This window comes from Sphingomonas alpina, assembly GCF_014490665.1.
Lineage (GTDB): Bacteria > Pseudomonadota > Alphaproteobacteria > Sphingomonadales > Sphingomonadaceae > Sphingomonas > Sphingomonas alpina.
In genome coordinates this window covers 3,212,079-3,230,292 of the sequence record NZ_CP061038.1, presented here as the reverse complement: position 1 = coordinate 3,230,292, position 18,214 = coordinate 3,212,079, and the positions used below count along the sequence as shown (strand labels likewise).

At 63.9% G+C, this 18,214-nt stretch carries 18 protein-coding genes; 9 read left to right on the top strand and 9 right to left on the bottom strand.

The features are described 5' to 3' along the window. The first annotated feature begins 28 nt into the window (after nucleotides 1-28). From hrcA to H3Z74_RS15005, 4 genes are read left to right on the top strand one after another with little or no spacing between them, the layout of a single operon-like run. Complete coding sequence (gene hrcA, locus H3Z74_RS15020) at nucleotides 29-1,072, top strand: heat-inducible transcriptional repressor HrcA (protein ID WP_187760412.1); 1,044 nt, start codon at nucleotides 29-31, stop codon at nucleotides 1,070-1,072. Nucleotides 1,073-1,113: 41 nt separating this feature from the next. Continuing rightward, nucleotides 1,114-1,659: a nucleotide exchange factor GrpE gene (gene grpE, locus H3Z74_RS15015; protein WP_187760411.1), complete on the top strand. Its 546-nt coding sequence runs from the start codon at nucleotides 1,114-1,116 to the stop codon at nucleotides 1,657-1,659. After that, nucleotides 1,656-1,883, top strand: a complete 228-nt coding sequence (locus H3Z74_RS15010) for a hypothetical protein (protein WP_187760410.1) — start codon at nucleotides 1,656-1,658, stop codon at nucleotides 1,881-1,883. Before grpE ends, H3Z74_RS15010 begins: the two co-directional genes overlap by 4 nt. A gap of 24 nt (nucleotides 1,884-1,907) precedes the next feature. Further along, nucleotides 1,908-3,131: a threonine synthase gene (locus H3Z74_RS15005; protein ID WP_187764347.1), complete on the top strand. Its 1,224-nt coding sequence runs from the start codon at nucleotides 1,908-1,910 to the stop codon at nucleotides 3,129-3,131. Here H3Z74_RS15005 and H3Z74_RS15000 read toward each other — a convergent pair whose 3' ends face one another. From H3Z74_RS15000 to H3Z74_RS14985, 4 genes are all read right to left on the bottom strand, one after another. Continuing rightward, nucleotides 3,132-4,064 (bottom strand): phosphatase PAP2 family protein, encoded by a 933-nt coding sequence (locus H3Z74_RS15000; RefSeq protein ID WP_187760409.1) that lies wholly within the window; start codon nucleotides 4,062-4,064, stop codon nucleotides 3,132-3,134. Between the two features lie 148 nt (nucleotides 4,065-4,212). Next, complete coding sequence (locus H3Z74_RS14995; protein WP_326838793.1) at nucleotides 4,213-4,641, bottom strand: vgr related protein; 429 nt, start codon at nucleotides 4,639-4,641, stop codon at nucleotides 4,213-4,215. 65 nt (nucleotides 4,642-4,706) lie between these two features. Beyond that, entirely contained in the window at nucleotides 4,707-4,970 is a 264-nt protein-coding gene (locus H3Z74_RS14990) for a hypothetical protein (RefSeq protein ID WP_187760408.1), read from the bottom strand. Next, nucleotides 4,963-6,024, bottom strand: a complete 1,062-nt coding sequence (locus tag H3Z74_RS14985; RefSeq protein ID WP_187760407.1) for a Leu/Phe/Val dehydrogenase — start codon at nucleotides 6,022-6,024, stop codon at nucleotides 4,963-4,965. The genes H3Z74_RS14990 and H3Z74_RS14985 overlap by 8 nt, the downstream gene beginning before the upstream one ends. A gap of 120 nt (nucleotides 6,025-6,144) precedes the next feature. On the opposite strand from H3Z74_RS14985, the gene H3Z74_RS14980 reads away from it, so the two are divergent. Then, entirely contained in the window at nucleotides 6,145-6,612 is a 468-nt protein-coding gene (locus H3Z74_RS14980; protein WP_187760406.1) for an Lrp/AsnC family transcriptional regulator, read from the top strand. A gap of 10 nt (nucleotides 6,613-6,622) precedes the next feature. Here H3Z74_RS14980 and H3Z74_RS14975 read toward each other — a convergent pair whose 3' ends face one another. Then, nucleotides 6,623-7,063 carry a copper chaperone PCu(A)C gene (locus tag H3Z74_RS14975; protein ID WP_187760405.1) on the bottom strand — a complete coding sequence of 147 codons (441 nt, stop codon included), beginning with the start codon at nucleotides 7,061-7,063 and terminating at the stop codon, nucleotides 6,623-6,625. Nucleotides 7,064-7,224: 161 nt separating this feature from the next. On the opposite strand from H3Z74_RS14975, the gene dnaK reads away from it, so the two are divergent. Then, nucleotides 7,225-9,135 (top strand): molecular chaperone DnaK, encoded by a 1,911-nt coding sequence (dnaK, locus tag H3Z74_RS14970; protein ID WP_187760404.1) that lies wholly within the window; start codon nucleotides 7,225-7,227, stop codon nucleotides 9,133-9,135. Between the two features lie 67 nt (nucleotides 9,136-9,202). Further along, nucleotides 9,203-10,324, top strand: a complete 1,122-nt coding sequence (gene dnaJ, locus H3Z74_RS14965; protein ID WP_187760403.1) for a molecular chaperone DnaJ — start codon at nucleotides 9,203-9,205, stop codon at nucleotides 10,322-10,324. A 280-nt stretch (nucleotides 10,325-10,604) separates the two neighbouring features. Here dnaJ and H3Z74_RS14960 read toward each other — a convergent pair whose 3' ends face one another. After that, nucleotides 10,605-11,492, bottom strand: a complete 888-nt coding sequence (locus H3Z74_RS14960; protein WP_187760402.1) for a peptidoglycan-binding domain-containing protein — start codon at nucleotides 11,490-11,492, stop codon at nucleotides 10,605-10,607. A gap of 38 nt (nucleotides 11,493-11,530) precedes the next feature. Beyond that, nucleotides 11,531-12,832 carry an adenylosuccinate lyase gene (gene purB / locus H3Z74_RS14955; RefSeq protein ID WP_187760401.1) on the bottom strand — a complete coding sequence of 434 codons (1,302 nt, stop codon included), beginning with the start codon at nucleotides 12,830-12,832 and terminating at the stop codon, nucleotides 11,531-11,533. A gap of 377 nt (nucleotides 12,833-13,209) precedes the next feature. Here purB and H3Z74_RS14950 point away from each other — a divergent pair, with 377 nt between their 5' ends. Next, entirely contained in the window at nucleotides 13,210-13,593 is a 384-nt protein-coding gene (locus H3Z74_RS14950; RefSeq protein ID WP_229726605.1) for an EF-hand domain-containing protein, read from the top strand. 152 nt (nucleotides 13,594-13,745) lie between these two features. Here H3Z74_RS14950 and H3Z74_RS14945 read toward each other — a convergent pair whose 3' ends face one another. Both H3Z74_RS14945 and radC read right to left on the bottom strand, forming a co-directional pair. After that, complete coding sequence (locus H3Z74_RS14945; protein WP_187760400.1) at nucleotides 13,746-14,039, bottom strand: hypothetical protein; 294 nt, start codon at nucleotides 14,037-14,039, stop codon at nucleotides 13,746-13,748. A gap of 129 nt (nucleotides 14,040-14,168) precedes the next feature. Further along, on the bottom strand, nucleotides 14,169-14,864 hold the full coding sequence (gene radC, locus H3Z74_RS14940) for a RadC family protein (RefSeq protein WP_187760399.1): 696 nt from the start codon (nucleotides 14,862-14,864) through the stop codon (nucleotides 14,169-14,171). 103 nt (nucleotides 14,865-14,967) lie between these two features. On the opposite strand from radC, the gene H3Z74_RS14935 reads away from it, so the two are divergent. Beyond that, nucleotides 14,968-18,213, top strand: coding sequence for an intermembrane phospholipid transport protein YdbH family protein (locus H3Z74_RS14935; RefSeq protein WP_229726604.1), 3,246 nt, complete (start codon nucleotides 14,968-14,970; stop codon nucleotides 18,211-18,213). Nucleotide 18,214: the final 1 nt, after the last annotated feature.

Below are 18,214 nucleotides of genomic sequence, written 5' to 3'. Positions count from 1 at the left end.
GCGCGTCGCGCCGCCCCATATGACCGGTATGTCCGCTCCCCCGATCAGCGATCTCAACGACCGCGCCCGCGATGTGTTTCGCGTGGTGGTCGAGAGCTATCTCGATACCGGCAGCCCGATCGGTTCACGCACGATCGCGCAACTGTCGGGACTCAACCTGTCGCCCGCGTCGATCCGCAACGTGATGCAGGATCTGGAGGAACTGGGCCTGCTCGCGGCACCCCATACCAGTGCGGGGCGGATGCCGACCGAAATCGGCCTGCGCTTGTTCGTCGACGGCATGATGCATGCACTCGAGCCCTCGGCGGAGGAGCGTGCCGCGATCGAATCGCGCGTGTCGCAGGTCGGACCGGTGGAGGAGGCGCTTGCTGCGACCACTGCGGCGCTGTCGGGTCTGTCGGCCTGTGCCGGGCTGGTGATGGTGCCCAAGCGCGAACTGGTGCTGCGCCAGATGAGTTTCGTGCCGCTGTCCGCGGACAAGGCGCTTGCGGTATTGGTCAGTGAGGATGGCGCGGTGGAGAATCGCGTGGTCGACCTGCCGATGGGCGTGTCTCCTTCTGCCCTGGTCGAGGCGGGCAATTACATGACCGCCATGCTGTCAGGGATGACCCTGACTCAGGCACGGACGCGGATCGAGCGCGAGATCGGCGAAGAACGAGCCTTGCTCGACAGCGTCGCGCGCACCCTGATCGAGCGCGGTCTTGCGGTGTGGAGCGAGGATAGTGATCGCCGCCCGGTCCTGATCGTGCGTGGGCAGGGGCGGCTGATCGACGCGGCAGCCGCGGCCGATCTGGAACGGATCGGCACTTTGCTCGATGACCTTGAAGGCAAGCAGGAGATCGCCCATCTGCTCGACAGCGCAAGCGCGGGGGATGCGACGCGGATCTTTATCGGGGCGGAGAACAAACTCTTCTCGCTGTCGGGATCCTCGGTCATCGCCAAGCCGTTTCGTGGGCTCGACGGGCGCGTCGTCGGCGTTGTCGGGGTCATTGGCCCGACAAGGTTGAACTATGCGCGGGTTGTGCCAATGGTTGATTTTACCGCCGCGACACTGGCGCGGCTGATGAGTTGAGGCCGGGCTGGCCGGAAACCTAACAGGACTGAAGCGAAGACATGATCGAAGACGAAAAGACCGAAGCGACCGAGACGATCGACATGGCGGAACCCACCCCGGCTGCATCGGACCCGATCGCCGAGGACCGCCTGGCCAGGCTGGAGGCCGAACTGGCCGAGGCCAAGTCCGGGCTGCTCTATGCGCACGCCGAAGCGCAGAATGTCCGCCGCCGCGCCGAAAAGGAGGCGGCCGATGCGCGCTCCTATGCCGCGACCGCTTTTGCCCGTGACCTGTTGTCGGTGGCCGACAATCTGGCGCGGGGACTCGACGCGATCCCGGCCGAATTGCGCGACGACGAGAAGATGAAAGGTCTGGTCGCAGGCCTGGAAGCGACCGGCCGCGAGCTCGAATCGGTGTTCCAGCGTCACGGCATTACCAGGATGACCGTGCTGGGCGAGACGCTCGATCCCAACCGTCATCAGGCGATGTTCGAAATACCGAGCGATGAGAAGCCGGGCACCGTCGTGCAGGAAATGCAGGCGGGTTACATGATCAAGGACCGGTTGCTGCGGCCGGCATTGGTCGGGGTCGCGAAGGCGGGGTGATCGGATCGGTAGCCCCGGCCCAGGAACCGCGCGCAGTCAACGCGCTGTTCATGCTGGGGCTGATCGCCTGGCCGATCATCTTCGTCTGGTTCCTGTTCTTGCCGGGCTATTCCCGCAGCTTGCGCGTGGCAGCGCTCTCCTATGCATTTGTTCTGCCGGTCCTGGCGGTTGTCGGATATGGACTCGAGTTCCTCGCCGCTTGGCTGAATGCAATGGCGCGTTAGAACCGATAGGAGGGCCGCGTGCCGATCAACCCGAACCTCACTACCGATCGCCCGACCTTCGTCACGCATCTCGAATGCTCGCTGACCGGCGAGCGCTATGAGGCGGACCAGCTTCACGGCCTCTCGCGAGCGGGGCGACCATTGCTCGTTCGCTATGACCTGCCCTCAATCCGGGCGGTTGCGCCGCGTGCGATGATCGCGGCGCGACCGACCGATCTGTGGCGCTGGCGTGAGCTGCTGCCGGTGCGGCGTACCAGCGATATCGTCAGTCTGGGTGAGATCGAGACGCCGCTGGTGCCGATCCCGAAATCCGGCGGGCCGAACGTGCTGGTCAAGGACGAAGGGCGGCTGCCGACGGGATCGTTCAAGGCGCGCGGGCTGGTCATGGCGGTGGCGATGGCCAAGGCGCTTGGCATTAAAAAGATCGCGATGCCGACCAACGGCAATGCCGGTGCGGCCCTGGCCGCCTATGCGACGCGCTGCGGGATCGAGACGATCGTCTTCTGTCCCGACGATACGCCGGAGATCAATGTCCGTGAAATCGCCGCTCAGGGTGCGCGCGTCTACCGCGTCAACGGGCTGATCGACGATTGCGGCGCGATCGTCGGCAAGGGCGCGGCGGAAGGGCTGTGGTTCGACTTTTCGACCCTCAAGGAGCCGTATCGGATCGAGGGCAAGAAGACGATGGGTCTGGAACTGGCCGCGCAGTTCGGCTGGAAGCTGCCGCAAGCGATCTTCTACCCGACCGGCGGCGGCACCGGGCTGATCGGTATGTGGAAGGCATTCGCCGAAATGGAGGCGCTGGGCTGGATCGGATCCGAGCGGCCCAAGATGTTCGCGATCCAGTCGTCGGGCTGCGCGCCGATCGTGCGCGCGTTCGAAGCGGGCGAGGAACATGCCGAGCGCTGGGAAGATGCGCATACCGTCGCGGCCGGAATCCGCGTACCGAAAGCGGTCGGCGACTTCCTGATCCTGCGCGCGGTGCGTGAAAGCGGCGGGCGAGCCATGGCGGTGGGCGACCCGGCGATCCTCCAGGCGGTCGAGGATGCGGCGTTGAAGGATGGCCTGCTGATATGTCCCGAGGGCGGCGCGACGCTGGCCGCTTATCGCGAGGCGTTGCGGCTTGGCCTGGTCGATGAAGACGAGAGTGCAGTGTTGTTTAACTGCGCAACGGGGCTCAAATATCCGATGGCGGATGCATCGAAGACGCTGGACCGGTTCGCTGAGATCGACCTTGCCGTGCTCTGATTAACCGAGCTTCGCCAATGCGAGTTTCGGCGCCAGGCGCGGCACATCGCCGCGCAGTATCGCCATGATGGGCAGCCGCAAGGCCGCGATCGACAGGCCGGCGATCATCAGCCCGCCGATCACGTCGATCAGGTAGTGGCAACCATGGACCGGCGTGGCGAAGAGCATGGCGACATTGATCGCCACCATTGGCCAGCGCAGCAGCTTCAGCGGCCAGGCGGCCCAGATGAAGAGCAATGCGGCGGCGGCATGGAAGCTGGGAAAGCTGATCAGCCCGGACAGCGTGGCAGGGTTGATGACCGTCATGGCACCGCTGCGCAGATTTGCGATGACCATGACATGGTCGAGGCCGATCGCCGGCATGAAGTCGGGTTTCCAGCCGATATAATAAAGCAGGGCGCCCTGGGCCGGGAACAGCGCGAAGGCGGCGACCGTCGCGGTCAGCGCGATGGCATAGGCCATCAGGAAGATGTGCGCGCGATCCCTGCGGCCGGTGACGACCAGCGCGACCAGGATGACCGCTGGCGAATAGAAGATGTTGGAATAGGCCAATATGGCGAGGTGCGCGACGGCGGGATTATGGGCGAAGAAGCGGTAGAACGCGACCCAGTCGAAGCCGAGCGACGCGTCGATCGCTGCGAGCAGGTGATCGACATAACCAGTGGTCGTCGCCGCCACGGCATAGCTGGCCAGGGCACCCAGGAGGCTGAGCAAAGAGAGCAGCCCCAGGCATTCCATGATGTCGGTCAGCGTACGGAGCACCATATTGTCGATCCGGTCGCGCCGCAGCGCGAGAAGGATCACGCTGGCCATCAGCACCCCGCGCATGCCGCTGCTCGCAAAGTCGATCGAGAGGCCGGCGGCCGCGAGGGCGCAGGTCACGCCGATCAAGGCGAGTGATGCATATAACCACAAACCCGCGCGAACGCTCATGCCCGGCTCCCAGTGAAGGGGAATTCAATCGCGGAAATTGGTTAAGCAATTGCCAAAATCGGGTGGCCGAAACGCTATTTGCGCTCTGATTTTTGTCCCGTTCCGAAGGGCAGGATCGATTCATATCGATCGAGATCCGGCGCCCCGGTCACGGGATGGCCGCAACGCAGCAAAAGGCGTGGCGCACGATCTCGGCCTGCTGCTCGATGCCGTAACGGTGGAACGGCAGGCCCGGCCGGATGGCGTAATCGTAGCGGCAAAAAGGGTGACGTCGAAGGGGCAGGAAAAGCCCGCGCTGGCTCTGCCAGATATGACAGAGTTCGTGCAGGAACAGTCCGCGCAGTTCGACATCCTCGATACTGAAATCTTCGCGCCACAGGTCGCTGTGCGGATGGAAATGAACATGGCCGGTCGGCGCCATGACGGTGTTGCGCGGTTGAAGGAAGAACCATTTCCGGCGGCGTATCTCGATCCCGCTCAGGTCGATGCCGTCATGGTACATCGACCGGGCAAGTGCGACCTCGCCCGGTGTCAGCGGCCGGCCGGTTCCCTGAGCTGTCGTCGTGTCGCGGTGCATGCCCGCCTAAATGGGGCGAATAAAGGCTCGACGATAGGGGGTGTTTGCGAGGTGGAGCATCCGGTTCATTGGCGCACCATTTCCCAGGGCGCTCGAATCTCCACGGCACTCACCTGATGCGTCGCGCGCATCTTCTCGGCGATCAGCGAAGCGCCCATTGGGTCGAGGCCTGGCTGGCGGATCGAGATGTCCAGCCAGGCGCCGTCGACCCGCGCCGTCAGGTCCGACGGCGTCAGGCCGCGCTGGGCGAAGTTGTTGACCAGCCGCAGCAGCGTCTGCACATCGGCCAGGGCGCGTATCCGAAATTCGACGACCGCCAGGTCACGCATGTATCGGTACCGGCCGCGCATCGGCGATGATTTGCCGGGCGAGGCCATCGGCGATGATGTTGGTCGGTTCACCCACTGCCGCCGCGCGCGCCAGGATGACCTGGAGGCGGTCGGGAATCTTCCGCACGCGTTCGTGCACCTGTCCCGGTGTCTCGCCCAGATATTCGGCGGCGACATTGATGATGCCACCGGCATTGACGACATAATCGGGAGCATAGGTGATGCCGCGGTCGAGCAGCATTTGCCCGTCGCTTTCGGTCGCCAGCTGATTGTTGGCCCCGCCGCAGACGATTCGGGCGCGGAGCCGCGGAATGCTGGCCGCATCGAGGACCCCGCCAAGGGCGCAGGGTGCGAAGACATCCGCCTCGACCCCGATGATCTCTTCCACGCTCACCGCGCGCGCGCCGAGGGCAAGGGTCACTTGCTCCACGCGATGCCGATCGACATCCGCAACGATGAGCTTTGCTCCTGCATCCGCGAGCAGACGGCACAAATGCATGCCGACATTACCGGTGCCCTGCACCGCGACGGTTAATCCCTTGAGCTCGGATCCGAGCGCAAAGCGAGTAGTCGCCTTCATCGATTCGAAGATTCCCAGCGCGGTCCAGGGCGAAGGGTCCCCGCCGGCCTTGCCGGGACGGGGCTCAAGCCCCGCCACATAGCGGGTGCGCTCACGGACGGCCTTCATGTCGGCGATGCTCGTACCGACATCCTCGGCCGTGATATAGGCGCCGTCCAGTGCCGCCACGGCGTCTGCGAACACGCGAAAGACCGTGGCGCGGTCGAATGACCCGGTGGGGCGGCGCAGCACCGCCTTGCCCCCGCCAAAGGGCAGGTCGGCCATGGCGTTCTTGTAGCTCATGCCGCGCGCCAGCCGGACGGCGTCGGCGTGCATCGCCGCCGGAGAGTCGTAATGCCAGAACCGGCACCCGCCGGCCGCGGGGCCGCGGGCCATTGAATGAATCGCAATGACCCCCTGAACACCGCTGGCCTTGTCGTCGATGACGTGCAGGCATTCCTCGAAATCGGCCGGACGCAGGGCTTGGGCGATCATCTGCTTCTCCTTCCGGTCGATAATTACCATGGGTGAAGCTGATAAAAATTGCGCAATTGAGCTAAATCGGCTCTATTTCAGTATAAAAATATTGTAGATTGTAGATTGAAAGAATAAATGATGCTTGATGACTTGGATGAGTTCGATCTGAAGATTCTGGAGATTCTGCAGGCTGATTCTTCGCGTTCGACAAGTGAGATCGCCGACATGGTCGGCCTGTCGCAGCCGCCATGCTGGCGCCGAATCAACAAGCTGAAAGAGGCGGGCTACATCAAGGCGCAGGTCAGCCTGCTCGATCGCCGTAAGGTCGGCCTCAACGCGCAGATCTTCGCACAGGTCAAGCTCAGCGCCCATGGCCGGTCCAATCTCGCCGAATTCTCCGAAGCGATTCAAAGCTTTCCGGAGGTGCTCGATTGCTTCGTGATGATGGGCAGCGTCGATTTCATGCTGCGTATCGTCGCCCGGGACATCGAGGCCTATGAACGGTTCTTCTTCGACAAATTGTCGCAGGTGCCCGGGGTCCAGGAAATCAATTCCATGGTGGCCTTGTCCGAAATCAAATCGACCACGCAACTGCCACTGCGATGAAGTCCGTCGCTCAGAATTCGGGCGCCGGATCGCCAGCGCCGATCGCTCGTGCCCTATAGTCCACCCGCTGGCCATTGGTGAAGGTAAAGGTCAGCGGCACGACCGCACCGGGCTTGATCCCCGGATTGACGTCGAACAACATGACGTGCTTTCCGCCGGGCGTGAATGCCAGCGTCCCTTGCGCCGGTAACGGCAAGTCGCTGATCGGTTTCATCGTCATGCCGGCTCCGGCCTTCATCGATTCGTGCATCTCGGATTTGATCGCGACAGTCGAATCGACGCTCATCAGCGTCGCATCCGAGGCGCCGCCATGGAGCGTGAAATACGCCGCGGCCGGGCGTCCCTTCACCGCAGCGAGGCGGACATAGCCGTCGCGCGCCTCGATTTCCGCAGGGGGCGAGCAGGCGCTGAGCACCAGCGCAGCGGCGGTAAGCAGGATCGCAAGGCGCATCATAGTCTCTCACTTCGGGAAAGCTGAGCCCCAACTACGCAAGCGAAAATCTTGCGGCAAGCGAAAGCCCCCCTATATCGCCTTCTGTAACGTATCGTGTCTCGATCATCGGGATGCGGTCGGAAGGCATTTTTTTAGAACGACGGGGGTCAGAGGACCAAATGGCTAAAGTAATCGGTATTGATCTGGGCACGACCAATAGCTGCGTTTCCGTGATGGAAGGCGGCAAGCCCAAGGTGATCGAGAATGCGGAAGGCGCGCGCACCACGCCGTCGATCGTCGCGTTCGCCAAGGATGGCGAGCGACTGGTCGGCCAGCCGGCCAAGCGCCAGGCAGTGACGAATCCGGAAAACACCATCTTTGCGGTGAAGCGCCTGATCGGCCGCCGCTTCGACGATCCGGTGACCAAGAAGGACACCGAACTGGTGCCCTACACCATCGTCAAGGGCGCGAATGGCGACGCCTGGGTGCAGGCCGGCGGCAAGGATTATTCGCCGTCGCAGATCAGCGCCTTCACCTTGCAGAAGATGAAGGAAACTGCCGAAGCCTATCTCGGCGAGACGGTGACCCAGGCGGTCATCACCGTGCCGGCATACTTCAACGACGCACAGCGTCAGGCGACCAAGGACGCCGGCCAGATCGCCGGTCTCGAAGTGCTGCGCATCATCAACGAGCCGACCGCGGCAGCGCTGGCTTACGGTCTCGACAAGGACAGCAACAAGACGATCGCGGTCTATGACCTTGGCGGCGGCACCTTCGATATCTCGATCCTCGAGATTGGCGACGGCGTATTCGAAGTGAAGGCGACCAATGGCGACACGTTCCTGGGCGGCGAGGATTTCGACGACAAGCTGTTGCGGTTCCTGGCCGAAGATTTCAAAAAGGCCGAAGGCATCGACCTGACCAAGGACAAGCTGGCGCTCCAGCGCCTCAAGGAAGGCGCCGAAAAGGCCAAGATCGAGCTGTCCTCGGCAGCCACGACCGAGGTGAATTTGCCCTTTATCACCGCTGATCAGAATGGGCCGAAGCATCTCGTCAAGACGATTACGCGTGCCGATCTGGAGCGGCTGGTCGAGGACCTGATCCAGCGTACGCTTGAGCCGTGCCGCAAGGCGCTGGCCGATGCCGGCGTGAAGTCGAACCAGATCGACGAAGTCGTGCTGGTTGGTGGCATGACGCGCATGCCCAAGGTGCGTCAGGTCGTGAAGGATTTCTTCGGCAAGGAGCCGCATTCGGGCGTCAATCCGGATGAAGTCGTGGCGATGGGCGCTGCAATCCAGGCCGGCGTGCTGCAAGGCGACGTCAAGGACGTGCTGCTGCTTGACGTGACGCCGCTGTCGCTCGGCATTGAGACGCTGGGTGGCGTGTTCACCCGCATGATCGATCGCAACACGACGATCCCGACCAAGAAGAGCCAGACCTATTCCACCGCTGACGACAATCAGCAGGCGGTGACGATCCGCGTGTTCCAGGGCGAGCGCGAAATGGCGGCGGACAACAAGATGCTCGGCCAGTTCGACCTGGTCGGTATCCCGCCGGCGCCGCGCGGCGTGCCGCAGATCGAGGTCACCTTCGACATCGATGCCAACGGCATCGTCAATGTGTCGGCGCGGGATAAGGGCACCGGCAAGGAGCAGCAAATTCGCATCCAGGCCTCGGGCGGTCTCAGCGACAAGGACATCGATCAGATGGTCCGCGACGCGGAGCAGTTCGCCGAGGACGACAAGAAGCGCCGTGAGGCGGCCGAGGCGAAGAACAATGCCGACAGCCTGATCCACACGACCGAGCGCCAGATTGCCGAGCATGGCGACAAGGTCGACGCCACACTGAAGGGTGAGATCGAAGCGGCGATCGCTGATGCCAAGACCGCGGTCGAAGGCGGTGATCCCGAGGCGATGAAGGAAAAGACCAACGCGCTGGCGCAGGTCGCGATGAAGCTCGGTCAGGCAATCTACGAGAAGCAGGCAGCGTCGGAAGCGTCGCCTGCGGCTGACGCGGATGCCGAAGCGGCACCTGCCGAAGATGTGGTCGACGCCGAGTTCTCGGAAGTCGACGACAACCAGAAAGCGTAACTCAGTAGATGCGTACCCCCCGTCATGTCGGATTCATCCGGGATGACGGGGAGGGCGGGGGCCCAATATGACCACCGAAGTCGATTTCTACGAACTGCTCGAGATCGAGCGCGGCGCCGACGATGCGACGATCAAATCGTCGTACCGCAAGCTCGCCATGAAATATCACCCCGACAAGAATTCCGGGTGCAAGGATTCTGAAGGCCGGTTCAAGGCGATCAGCGAGGCGTATGAATGCCTCAAGGATCCGCAGAAGCGTGCGGCCTATGACCGGTTCGGCCATGCGGCATTCCGCAATGGGCAGGGCGGCGGTGGGGGCGGCCAGGACTTCAACGCTTTCAGCGATATCTTCGAAAATATTTTCGGCGAGTTCATGGGCGGCGGCCAGCGTGGCGGCCAGCGCGGCCCGCGGCGCGGCGCCGATTTGCGCTATGACATGGAAATCACGCTCGAAGAGGCGTTCCAGGGCAAATCGACCGACGTGACGGTGGATGTCTCGGCCGCCTGCGACACCTGTTCCGGGTCGGGCGCGAAGCCAGGTACCAGCGCGAAGAATTGCTCGACCTGCGGTGGTGCCGGCAAGGTGCGTGCGCAGCAGGGCTTCTTCGTGGTCGAGCGCGCCTGCCCGAGCTGCCATGGTCAGGGCCAGGTGATCAGCGATCCGTGCAACGCCTGTCACGGCGAAGGCCGGGTCGAGAAGACCAAGACGCTGACGGTCAACATTCCGCCCGGCGTCGATGAGGGCACGCGTGTGCGCCTGACCGGCGAGGGAGAGGCAGGCGCGCGCGGTGCACCGGCGGGGGACCTCTATATCTTCCTGCATGTTGTCCGGCATTCGATCTTCGAACGCGAGGGAACGACATTGTTCGCGCGTGCGCCGATCAGCTTCACCACCGCATCGCTGGGCGGCGAGATTCACATCCCGGGGCCGGACGGGGACTTGCACAGCATCAAGATCCCGGCCGGTACCCAATCGGGGCGCGAGCTGCGCCAGCGCGGCGCCGGCATGCCGGTGCTGCAAGGGCGAGGTCGCGGCGATCTGGTCGTCCGGATCGAGGTCGAGACACCGACCAGCCTGACGTCGCGCCAACGCGAATTGCTTGAACAATTCCGTGCGACCGAAACGGGCAAGGAACATCCGCAGACCACGGGCTTCTTCAACAAGATGAAGAAAGCGGTCGCGGGATAATGTGATGATGATCCCGGCCGTGTCCGCCCCTCCTGCAAGAAGGGGCGGTCCGGCTGATGGATCAGAAGGTCGTGATGACCAACCCGACCACCAGCGCCTGGGCCGCAACTGCCAGCACGCTGCTGACCACGGCTTCCAAACTACGCATGGGTCGTCTCCGAATACCGGTTAAGTCCGGTCCGGCCGAAATACAATTATTATGCTGCGGTGCAACATTGTTGCGCACAGTCGCGAATGCAGAAAACGCAATCGTTACGGCAGGGATATGGTTTCGGAAGCGTCAATGCCCATTGTCGGACCAGTGCGGTGGATCGGCTGGCAGATAGGCGAATTTGATCACGCCGTAGGTTGCGCCGATCGCGTGCAGTGCAGTGTTGTTTTCCCCGCTGCGCGGCGTATCGAGCGAGCGCTCGACGCCGGTTGCATCCTTTACCACGATCGTGCCGGTCCAGCTGACCGTCATGTCGATCGCGCGGCCCATGGTGTGTAGTGACAGGCCGGTCGAGGGCTTGCGGACGATGCCGAATTTTCTGACCATCTCGCGCGCGGTCTTTTTCGATTTGGCCAGATCGCCATGATCCCAATTGATCGCGCAGCCCGGGATCACCGGCACCGCATTCGGTGCACGCTCGCCATTGGCGACTTCCCAGCTGTAGAGCATCAGCTTCGCGCGCACCGGGCTGCGCAGTGTCGATCCCACGCTGATCCGCGCACCGCCGGCCTTTAGCGCATTGGTGAAGGCGATCACTTTCTCGCGAAACGGCGAGGCGAGATCGGCGAGCTTGCTGCTGTTGGGATATTTCGCCTGGTTGGCGTCCCACCACGCAGCCCCACTGAGCGGGGCGCTCCTGGTGGCCGGCGCGGGGGGCTTTGCCGGCTTGAGGCATTGTCCTGCCGCCAGCGCGGCCCAGCTGCGGCCGCCGGGGTCGATCCGGCCGTCGGGAAGCGCTGCGCCGAGCACTTTCGACTGATAGGCCTGGATGGCGAGAATTGTGCCCGGACCACAATCGCCGTCTTCGACCAGCCTCGCGAGGCCAAATGTGGGGATGCAGGCGTTGAGCAGATGTTGAACGGTGATGACATCGGCTTCGTCATTGAAGCCGCCCAGTCCTACCGAAGCACCGATCGTCGCCATGTCGTCATTCGCCCCGAATGATTGATGCGCCAAGGCGTACATCAATCAGTATCGGGCGCGAATGATTCTCCTCATTCGCCGAACACGCGCGCGAAGATCGTATCGACATGCTTCAGATGATAGCCAAGGTCGAACTTGTCGTCGATTTCGGCGACCGACAGGGCCGCGGTGACTTCGGGGTCGGCCTTGAGCAATTCCTGCAGCGACAGTGCGCCGTCCGATTCCCACACCCGCATCGCATTGCGCTGGACCAGGCGATAGGCGTCCTCGCGGCTGACCCCGGCCTGAGTCAGCGCGAGCAGCACGCGCTGGGAATGGACCAGGCCGCCCATCTTGTTGAGATTCTTCTCCATCCGCGCCGGATAGACGACCAGCTTGTCCATCACGCCGGTCAGGCGCGCGAGTGCGAAGTCGAGTGTGATCGTCGCGTCGGGGCCGATATAGCGCTCGACCGAGGAATGGCTGATGTCGCGCTCGTGCCACAGCGCGACATTCTCCAGGGCGGGCGTGACAAATCCGCGCACCATGCGCGCCAGGCCGGTGAGATTTTCGGTCAGCACCGGATTGCGCTTGTGCGGCATCGCCGACGACCCCTTCTGCCCGGGCGAGAAATATTCCTCCGCCTCGAGCACTTCGGTGCGCTGCAAATGACGGATCTCGGTCGCGAGCCGCTCGATCGATGAGGCGATCACGCCGAGCGTTGCGAAGAACATCGCATGGCGGTCGCGCGGGATGACCTGGGTCGAGACGGGCTCGATGCTCAGCCCCATCTTCTCCGCGACATGCGCTTCGACGAACGGGTCGATATTGGCGAACGTGCCGACCGCGCCGGAGATCGCGCAGGTGGCGATGTCGGCGCGCGCTGCGACGAGGCGCGCGCGGTTGCGGTCGAATTCGGCATAGGCCTGAGCCAGCTTCAGCCCGAAGGTCACCGGTTCGGCGTGGATGCCGTGGCTGCGGCCGATCGTCGGGGTCAGCTTATGCTCGACCGCGCGGCGCTTCAGCACCGCCAGCAGCGCGTCGATATCGGCGATGAGGATATCGGAGGCGCGGGCGAGCTGCACCGCAAGGCAGGTGTCGAGCACGTCCGAGCTGGTCATTCCCTGATGCATGAAGCGCGCTTCGGGGCCGACATGCTCGGCAACGTTGGTCAGGAAGGCGATCACGTCATGCTTGGTCTCGCGCTCGATCTCGTCGATGCGGTCGACCTCGAACGCGCCCTTGGCCCAGATTGCGGCGGCGGCTTCTTTTGGCACCACGCCGAGTTCGGCAAGCGCATCGGTTGCATGCGCCTCGATCTCGAACCAGATGCGGAATCGGGCCTCCGGAGTCCAGAGAGCGACCATGTCGGGGCGGGAATAGCGTGGCACCATTGCAACGGTTCCTGAAAATCGGAGTTCTGTTCATCGTGAATCGCGAACGGACTCGCGATGAAGCGCGCGTTAGCAGGGACGAGCCGACGCTTCAAATCGTGAAAATATGAACTATCTGGATAGTGGGAGGTTGATACCTTTGAGTGCTCTGGAGGGTAGTGATAACGCCATCGAGCATTCCGATACTATTTATTCGGAGAGAAATCATGTTGAAATATATTCTTCTTGCCGGTGCGATGACTATTACTGTTCCTGCTCTGGCTCAAGATAAGCCGGTGTCGGGCGATCCTGCAACTCCTGCAGCAACAACTTCGCAACCGACGACGCAGACTGCAACAAGTCCGGCTCCTGCCGAGAGCCAGACTGCGCCTGATGCAATGGCAGCGACCGATCAGGCCGCCACGGGCACGCCGGCGGCGCAAGATTCTGCCGTAGCGCAGACCACGCCGACGGATTCTGCTGCGGCGCCCGCCGAACAGGCGGTCGCGCAGCAGCCCGCACCCGCCACCAGCAAGGCGGAACAGGTCGCGCAGGTCGTGAACACCGAGTTCCCGTCTTATGACAAGGACGCGAATGGCGATCTCAGCGAAACCGAGTTCGCATCGTGGATGGTCGCGCTGAAGACTGCCAGCGATCCGGCAACCAAGTCGGACAGTGCCGAGGTCAAGAAGTGGATCGGCCAGGCCTTCGCCACCGCCGATGCCGACAAGAGCAAGTCGGTTTCGAAGACCGAGCTGACGGGCTTCCTGTCGCAGGGCTAACCGCTAGCGTCAGGGAAATGTCCCTCCGGGGCGGCCGCCATATCCCAGGATATGGCGGCCGTTCTGATTCCGGGAGCCAATTCCGGAAACTTCGAATCAGCCAGCGCCGCATTTGGCTCGCTCTTCAATGCCTATGCGCGCAGGACGCCCGATCAGCGGTGCGCCACAAGCCTGAAATCTGTCTGGTAATAGCCAGGGCCCGCAAGATAGGCGCTTTTATTGTATACGGAGGACCACCCGGCATTTTTCGGCCGGAGCTTGGTCAGGGCGATTTCCCATTCGCGGCCCGTCTGGCAGAACTCGCCGCCGATCCGCTTGCCGGCGGCGTCACGCTTAGGGACACAGACGACACGATCCTGGTCCGCCGCGGCCAGGACACTGTTCTTGGCAACGGCCGGGGCGGGCAATGCCGCCACTGCAGCGATGACGATAATCGAGCGAAACATCGATTTCTCTCCCAAGCTTATCGGATCGAAAGATAATCTCTTCCGGCACTGTCCGCAATGAACCTTGGCGGTCGTGTAAGCTTGGTCAATGCAACGTGTCGCGCCGCAAGGCGCTTCCAGCCATGCGGCTCATATCAGCCCCAGCGCCCTCAGGCTCGCATGTCCGCTGGTGCCCATGATGATATGATCATGCACCGCGATGCCCATCCGTTTGCCCGCCTCGACGATGTTGCGGGTCAGGTCGATATCGGCGCGGCTCGGGGTCGGGTCGCCGCTTGGATGGTTGTGCACCAGGATGATCGCTGCCGAGCCCAGCTCGATCGCGCGGCGGATCACTTCGCGGACATAGACCGCCGCTTCGTCGATCGACCCCTGGCTCATCAATTCGTCGCGAATCAGCATGTTGCGGGTGTTGAGGTGGAGCACCCGCACGCGCTCGATCGAATGATGTGCCATATCGGCATGGAGATAATCGAGCAGCGCCTGCCAGTTGCCGAGCAGCGGGCGCTGCTTGACCTCGGCCTGGAGCATGCGCAGCGCGGCGGCATTGGCGATCTTGATCGCGGCGATCGCGGTTTCGCCCATGCCCGAGATGCGCGCCAGCGAAGTCGGGTCGGCCACCAGCACCCCGCCGATGCCGCCGAATTCCGCCAGCAATGTCTTGGCCAGCGGCTTGGTGTCGCGGCGCGGAATGGCGAGCGCGAGGAGATATTCGATCAGTTCATGATCCAGCAGCCCATCGCCGCCATGCTCGTTGAGCCGCTTGCGCAAGCGGGCGCGGTGGCCGGTAGCATCACCGGCTGTATCGGGGTCGGGAACGCTCATCTGTTCCATGAATTACCCATTGGCGGCGGCTGCGCAATTGCGCGAAGCGGCCAAGCGTCTATTCTAGGCCCAGTCGTGACGCCATCCAGGAGTATCGAACGGCGTGACGGCTGACCCAGTTGACCTGCCAGACGCCGCACCGGAGCGCCGGAGGCGCCGCCGTGCGCTCCCCAGGCTGGGGCGTGGGGCGCGGATCATTGCGGTCATCGCGCTGGTTCTGCTCGGCGCTCTGATGGCGCTCTGGACTCAGCGCAAGACGATTGCGTCCAATTATGTCGACAGCTTTCTGGCCGAAAACCATGTGCCCGCGCGATATTCCATCGCTGATCTCGGCTTCGACCGGCAGCGGCTGACCAATGTCGTGCTCGGCGATCCGGCCCATCCCGATCTGGTGGCGGACTGGATCGAACTGCGCACCAATGTCGGCTTTTCCGGCGCGTCGGTCGATGCGGTGCGGGCGGGGCATGTGCGGCTGCGCGGCAAACTGATCGATGGCAAAATATCGCTGGGCGCGCTCGATCGCCTGCTGCCGGCGCCGAGCGGCAAGCCCTTCGCGCTTCCCGCGATCGGCCTGGATGTCGCCGATGGCCGCATGCGGCTGGAAACGCCGCACGGTGTGATCGGGTTGAAGCTCAGCGGGCGCGGCCGGCTGGATGATGGCTTTGCCGGCACGCTGGCGGCGGTGTCGGACCGGCTCGACGCCGGCAGCTGCATCGCCGAGAAGCCGGCGGCGGCGCTGAAGATCAGGATCACGAAAGCAAGGCCTTCGCTGACCGGACCGGTTCGTGCCGTGGCGGTCACGTGCGGCGACACGCGAGTCGCTGGGCTGGGCGGCGATCTCGGCTTGGCACTGAGCGAAACGCTGGACCGCTGGACCGGCAAGGCGCGGCTGGCGGTGGCGACCGTGCGGCACCCGCAGGCGCAACTGGCTGCGATCAGCGGCACGATCGGCTTTGCCGGCACCGCCGCCGAGACGAAGGGACGGGTCGATCTCGCCGCGAGCCGCTTCGGCAGCGCGGTGGCAAGCGGGTCCTCACTGGCCATCGCCGGCGACTATCGGATCGCCAGCCAGAGTGGCTTCACCGGCACGATCGGTGCGGGGACGGTTGCGCTGGCCAAATCCTATCTCGCCCCGATCGGGCAATTGGCGACCATGGGACAGGGGACGCCGGTCGGGCCGATCGTGGCGCAACTGGCCAAAGCGGCGATCACGGCCGGCAACGCGTTCAGCGTCAACGGCGATGTTGCAGCGGTGATCGGCGGCAATTCGGGCCGGGTCGATGTTTCGAAAGTCGCCCTTTCCTCGCCGTCCGGCCTGGAAGCCACGCTCGACAACGCGGCTCTCTCCTATGGCTGGCCCAAAGACGGCGTGCGCATCGCCGGGCAGCTCGATATCGGTGGCGGAGGCTTCCCTCTCATGTCGGCCACGCTGGCGCAATCGGCGCCGGGCAAGCCGGTCACCGGCGTCGCCACGCTGCGCCAGCCCTATACGGCGAACGGCGCCAGCCTGGCGCTGACCCCGGTCCGGTTCAGCGCGACCCCGGGCGGTAATACGCGCGTCTCGACCAGGGCCACGCTGTCGGGTCCGCTCGGCGACGGGCGCGTGGATGGCTTGAGCGTCGCGCTCGACGGCGCATGGAACGGCGGCTCGCGGCTGTTGCTCAATCCCGTCTGCACGCCTTTGTCGTTCCAGCGGCTGGCGGTGTCCGGCCTGGTGCTGCGCCCGGCGAGCCTCGATCTCTGCCCGGTCGGTGGCGCGCTGATGCGCCTCGACAATGGGCGGCTGGGCGGCGGCGCGACGATTGCCGCACCTCGCCTCGCCGGTAATCTCGGCAGCACACCGGTCACGCTGGCGGCCGCCGGTTCGCGCATCACGCTCGGCGATACCGGCTTCGGCCTGACCGATCTGGCGGTGCGGCTCGGCACCGAGGAGCGGCTGACCCGGCTCGACTTCGCCACGCTCGACGGACGGCTCGACGGCAACATCGTCAGGGGCAGCTTCGCCGGTGGCGCGGGCCAGATCGGCAAGGTGCCGCTGCTGATGTCGGCGGCGGCGGGCGACTGGACGCTCGAGGGTGGCCGGCTCGGTCTGCACGGCGCGATGAGTGTGGCCGATGCCGAACCGGATCCGCGCTTCAAGCCGCTTGCCGCGCGCGATGTCGTGCTGACGCTGGTCGACAGCAAGATCGCCGCGACCGGCACCCTGGTGCATCCCGAAAAGGGCGTGCAGGTTGCGACCGTCGCGATCGTGCATGACTTGTCGGACGGTGCCGGCAAGGCCGACCTCGCCGTCGCCGGCTTGAATTTCAACGACAAGTTCCAGCCCGACGAACTGACCCGGCTGACCTTTGGCGTGATCGCCAATGTCGCGGGCACGGTGGCCGGCACCGGCCAGATCCGCTGGAATGCCGATGCGGTGACCAGCGACGGCGTGTTCCGCACCGCCAATGTCGATCTGGCCGCTGCCTTTGGTCCGGTCACCGGCATTGCGGGCGAGATTCACTTCACCGACCTGCTCAACCTGGAAAGCGCACCGGGGCAGGTCGTCACGATCAAGACGATCAACCCGGGCATCCCGGTCAATGAGGGGCGCATCGTCTTTCGCACCCTCGCCGGCACCCGCGTGCAGGTGGAAAGCGGCGACTGGCCGCTGGCTGGCGGCCAACTGGTGCTGGAGCCGACCCTGCTCGACTTCACCGAGGCGCAGCAGCGCCGCATGACGTTCCGCGTGACCGGCATGGATGCGGGCAAGTTCCTGCAGCAGTTCGATTTCGACAATCTCAACGCGACCGGCACGTTCGACGGCAGCATGCCGATGATCTTCGACCAGGCCGGCGGTCGAATCGAGAATGGGCATTTGACCATGCGCGCCGGGGGCGGGACGGTCGCCTATCTCGGCGAAGTGACTCAGGAGGATGTCGGCTTCTGGGGCAATCTCGCCTTCCAGGCGCTGAAATCCCTGCGCTACCGCAATCTCGAGGTGATCATGAACGGGCCGCTGGCCGGCGAAATGATCACCGAGGTGCGCTTTGCGGGCGTCGGGCAGGGCGATGGGGCGAAGCGCAATTTCCTGTTCGACCGGCTGCAGAAACTGCCCTTCGTGTTCAATGTCCGCATCACGGCGCCGTTTCGGCAGTTGATCGATTCGGCTCAATCCTTCTACGATCCGAAACGGCTGATCGAGCGGAACCTGCCGGCGTTGATCGAGGAACAGAAGAAACGCGCCACCCCGCCTCAAGGAACGCCACCGATACAGGCTCCCAGACTGCCCCCGGGCAGCCCGGGGCCATTCAGCCTCAAGAAAGCAGGACCGTGCCATGACAGATGCAGTGATCTGGAAACGAAGTAGA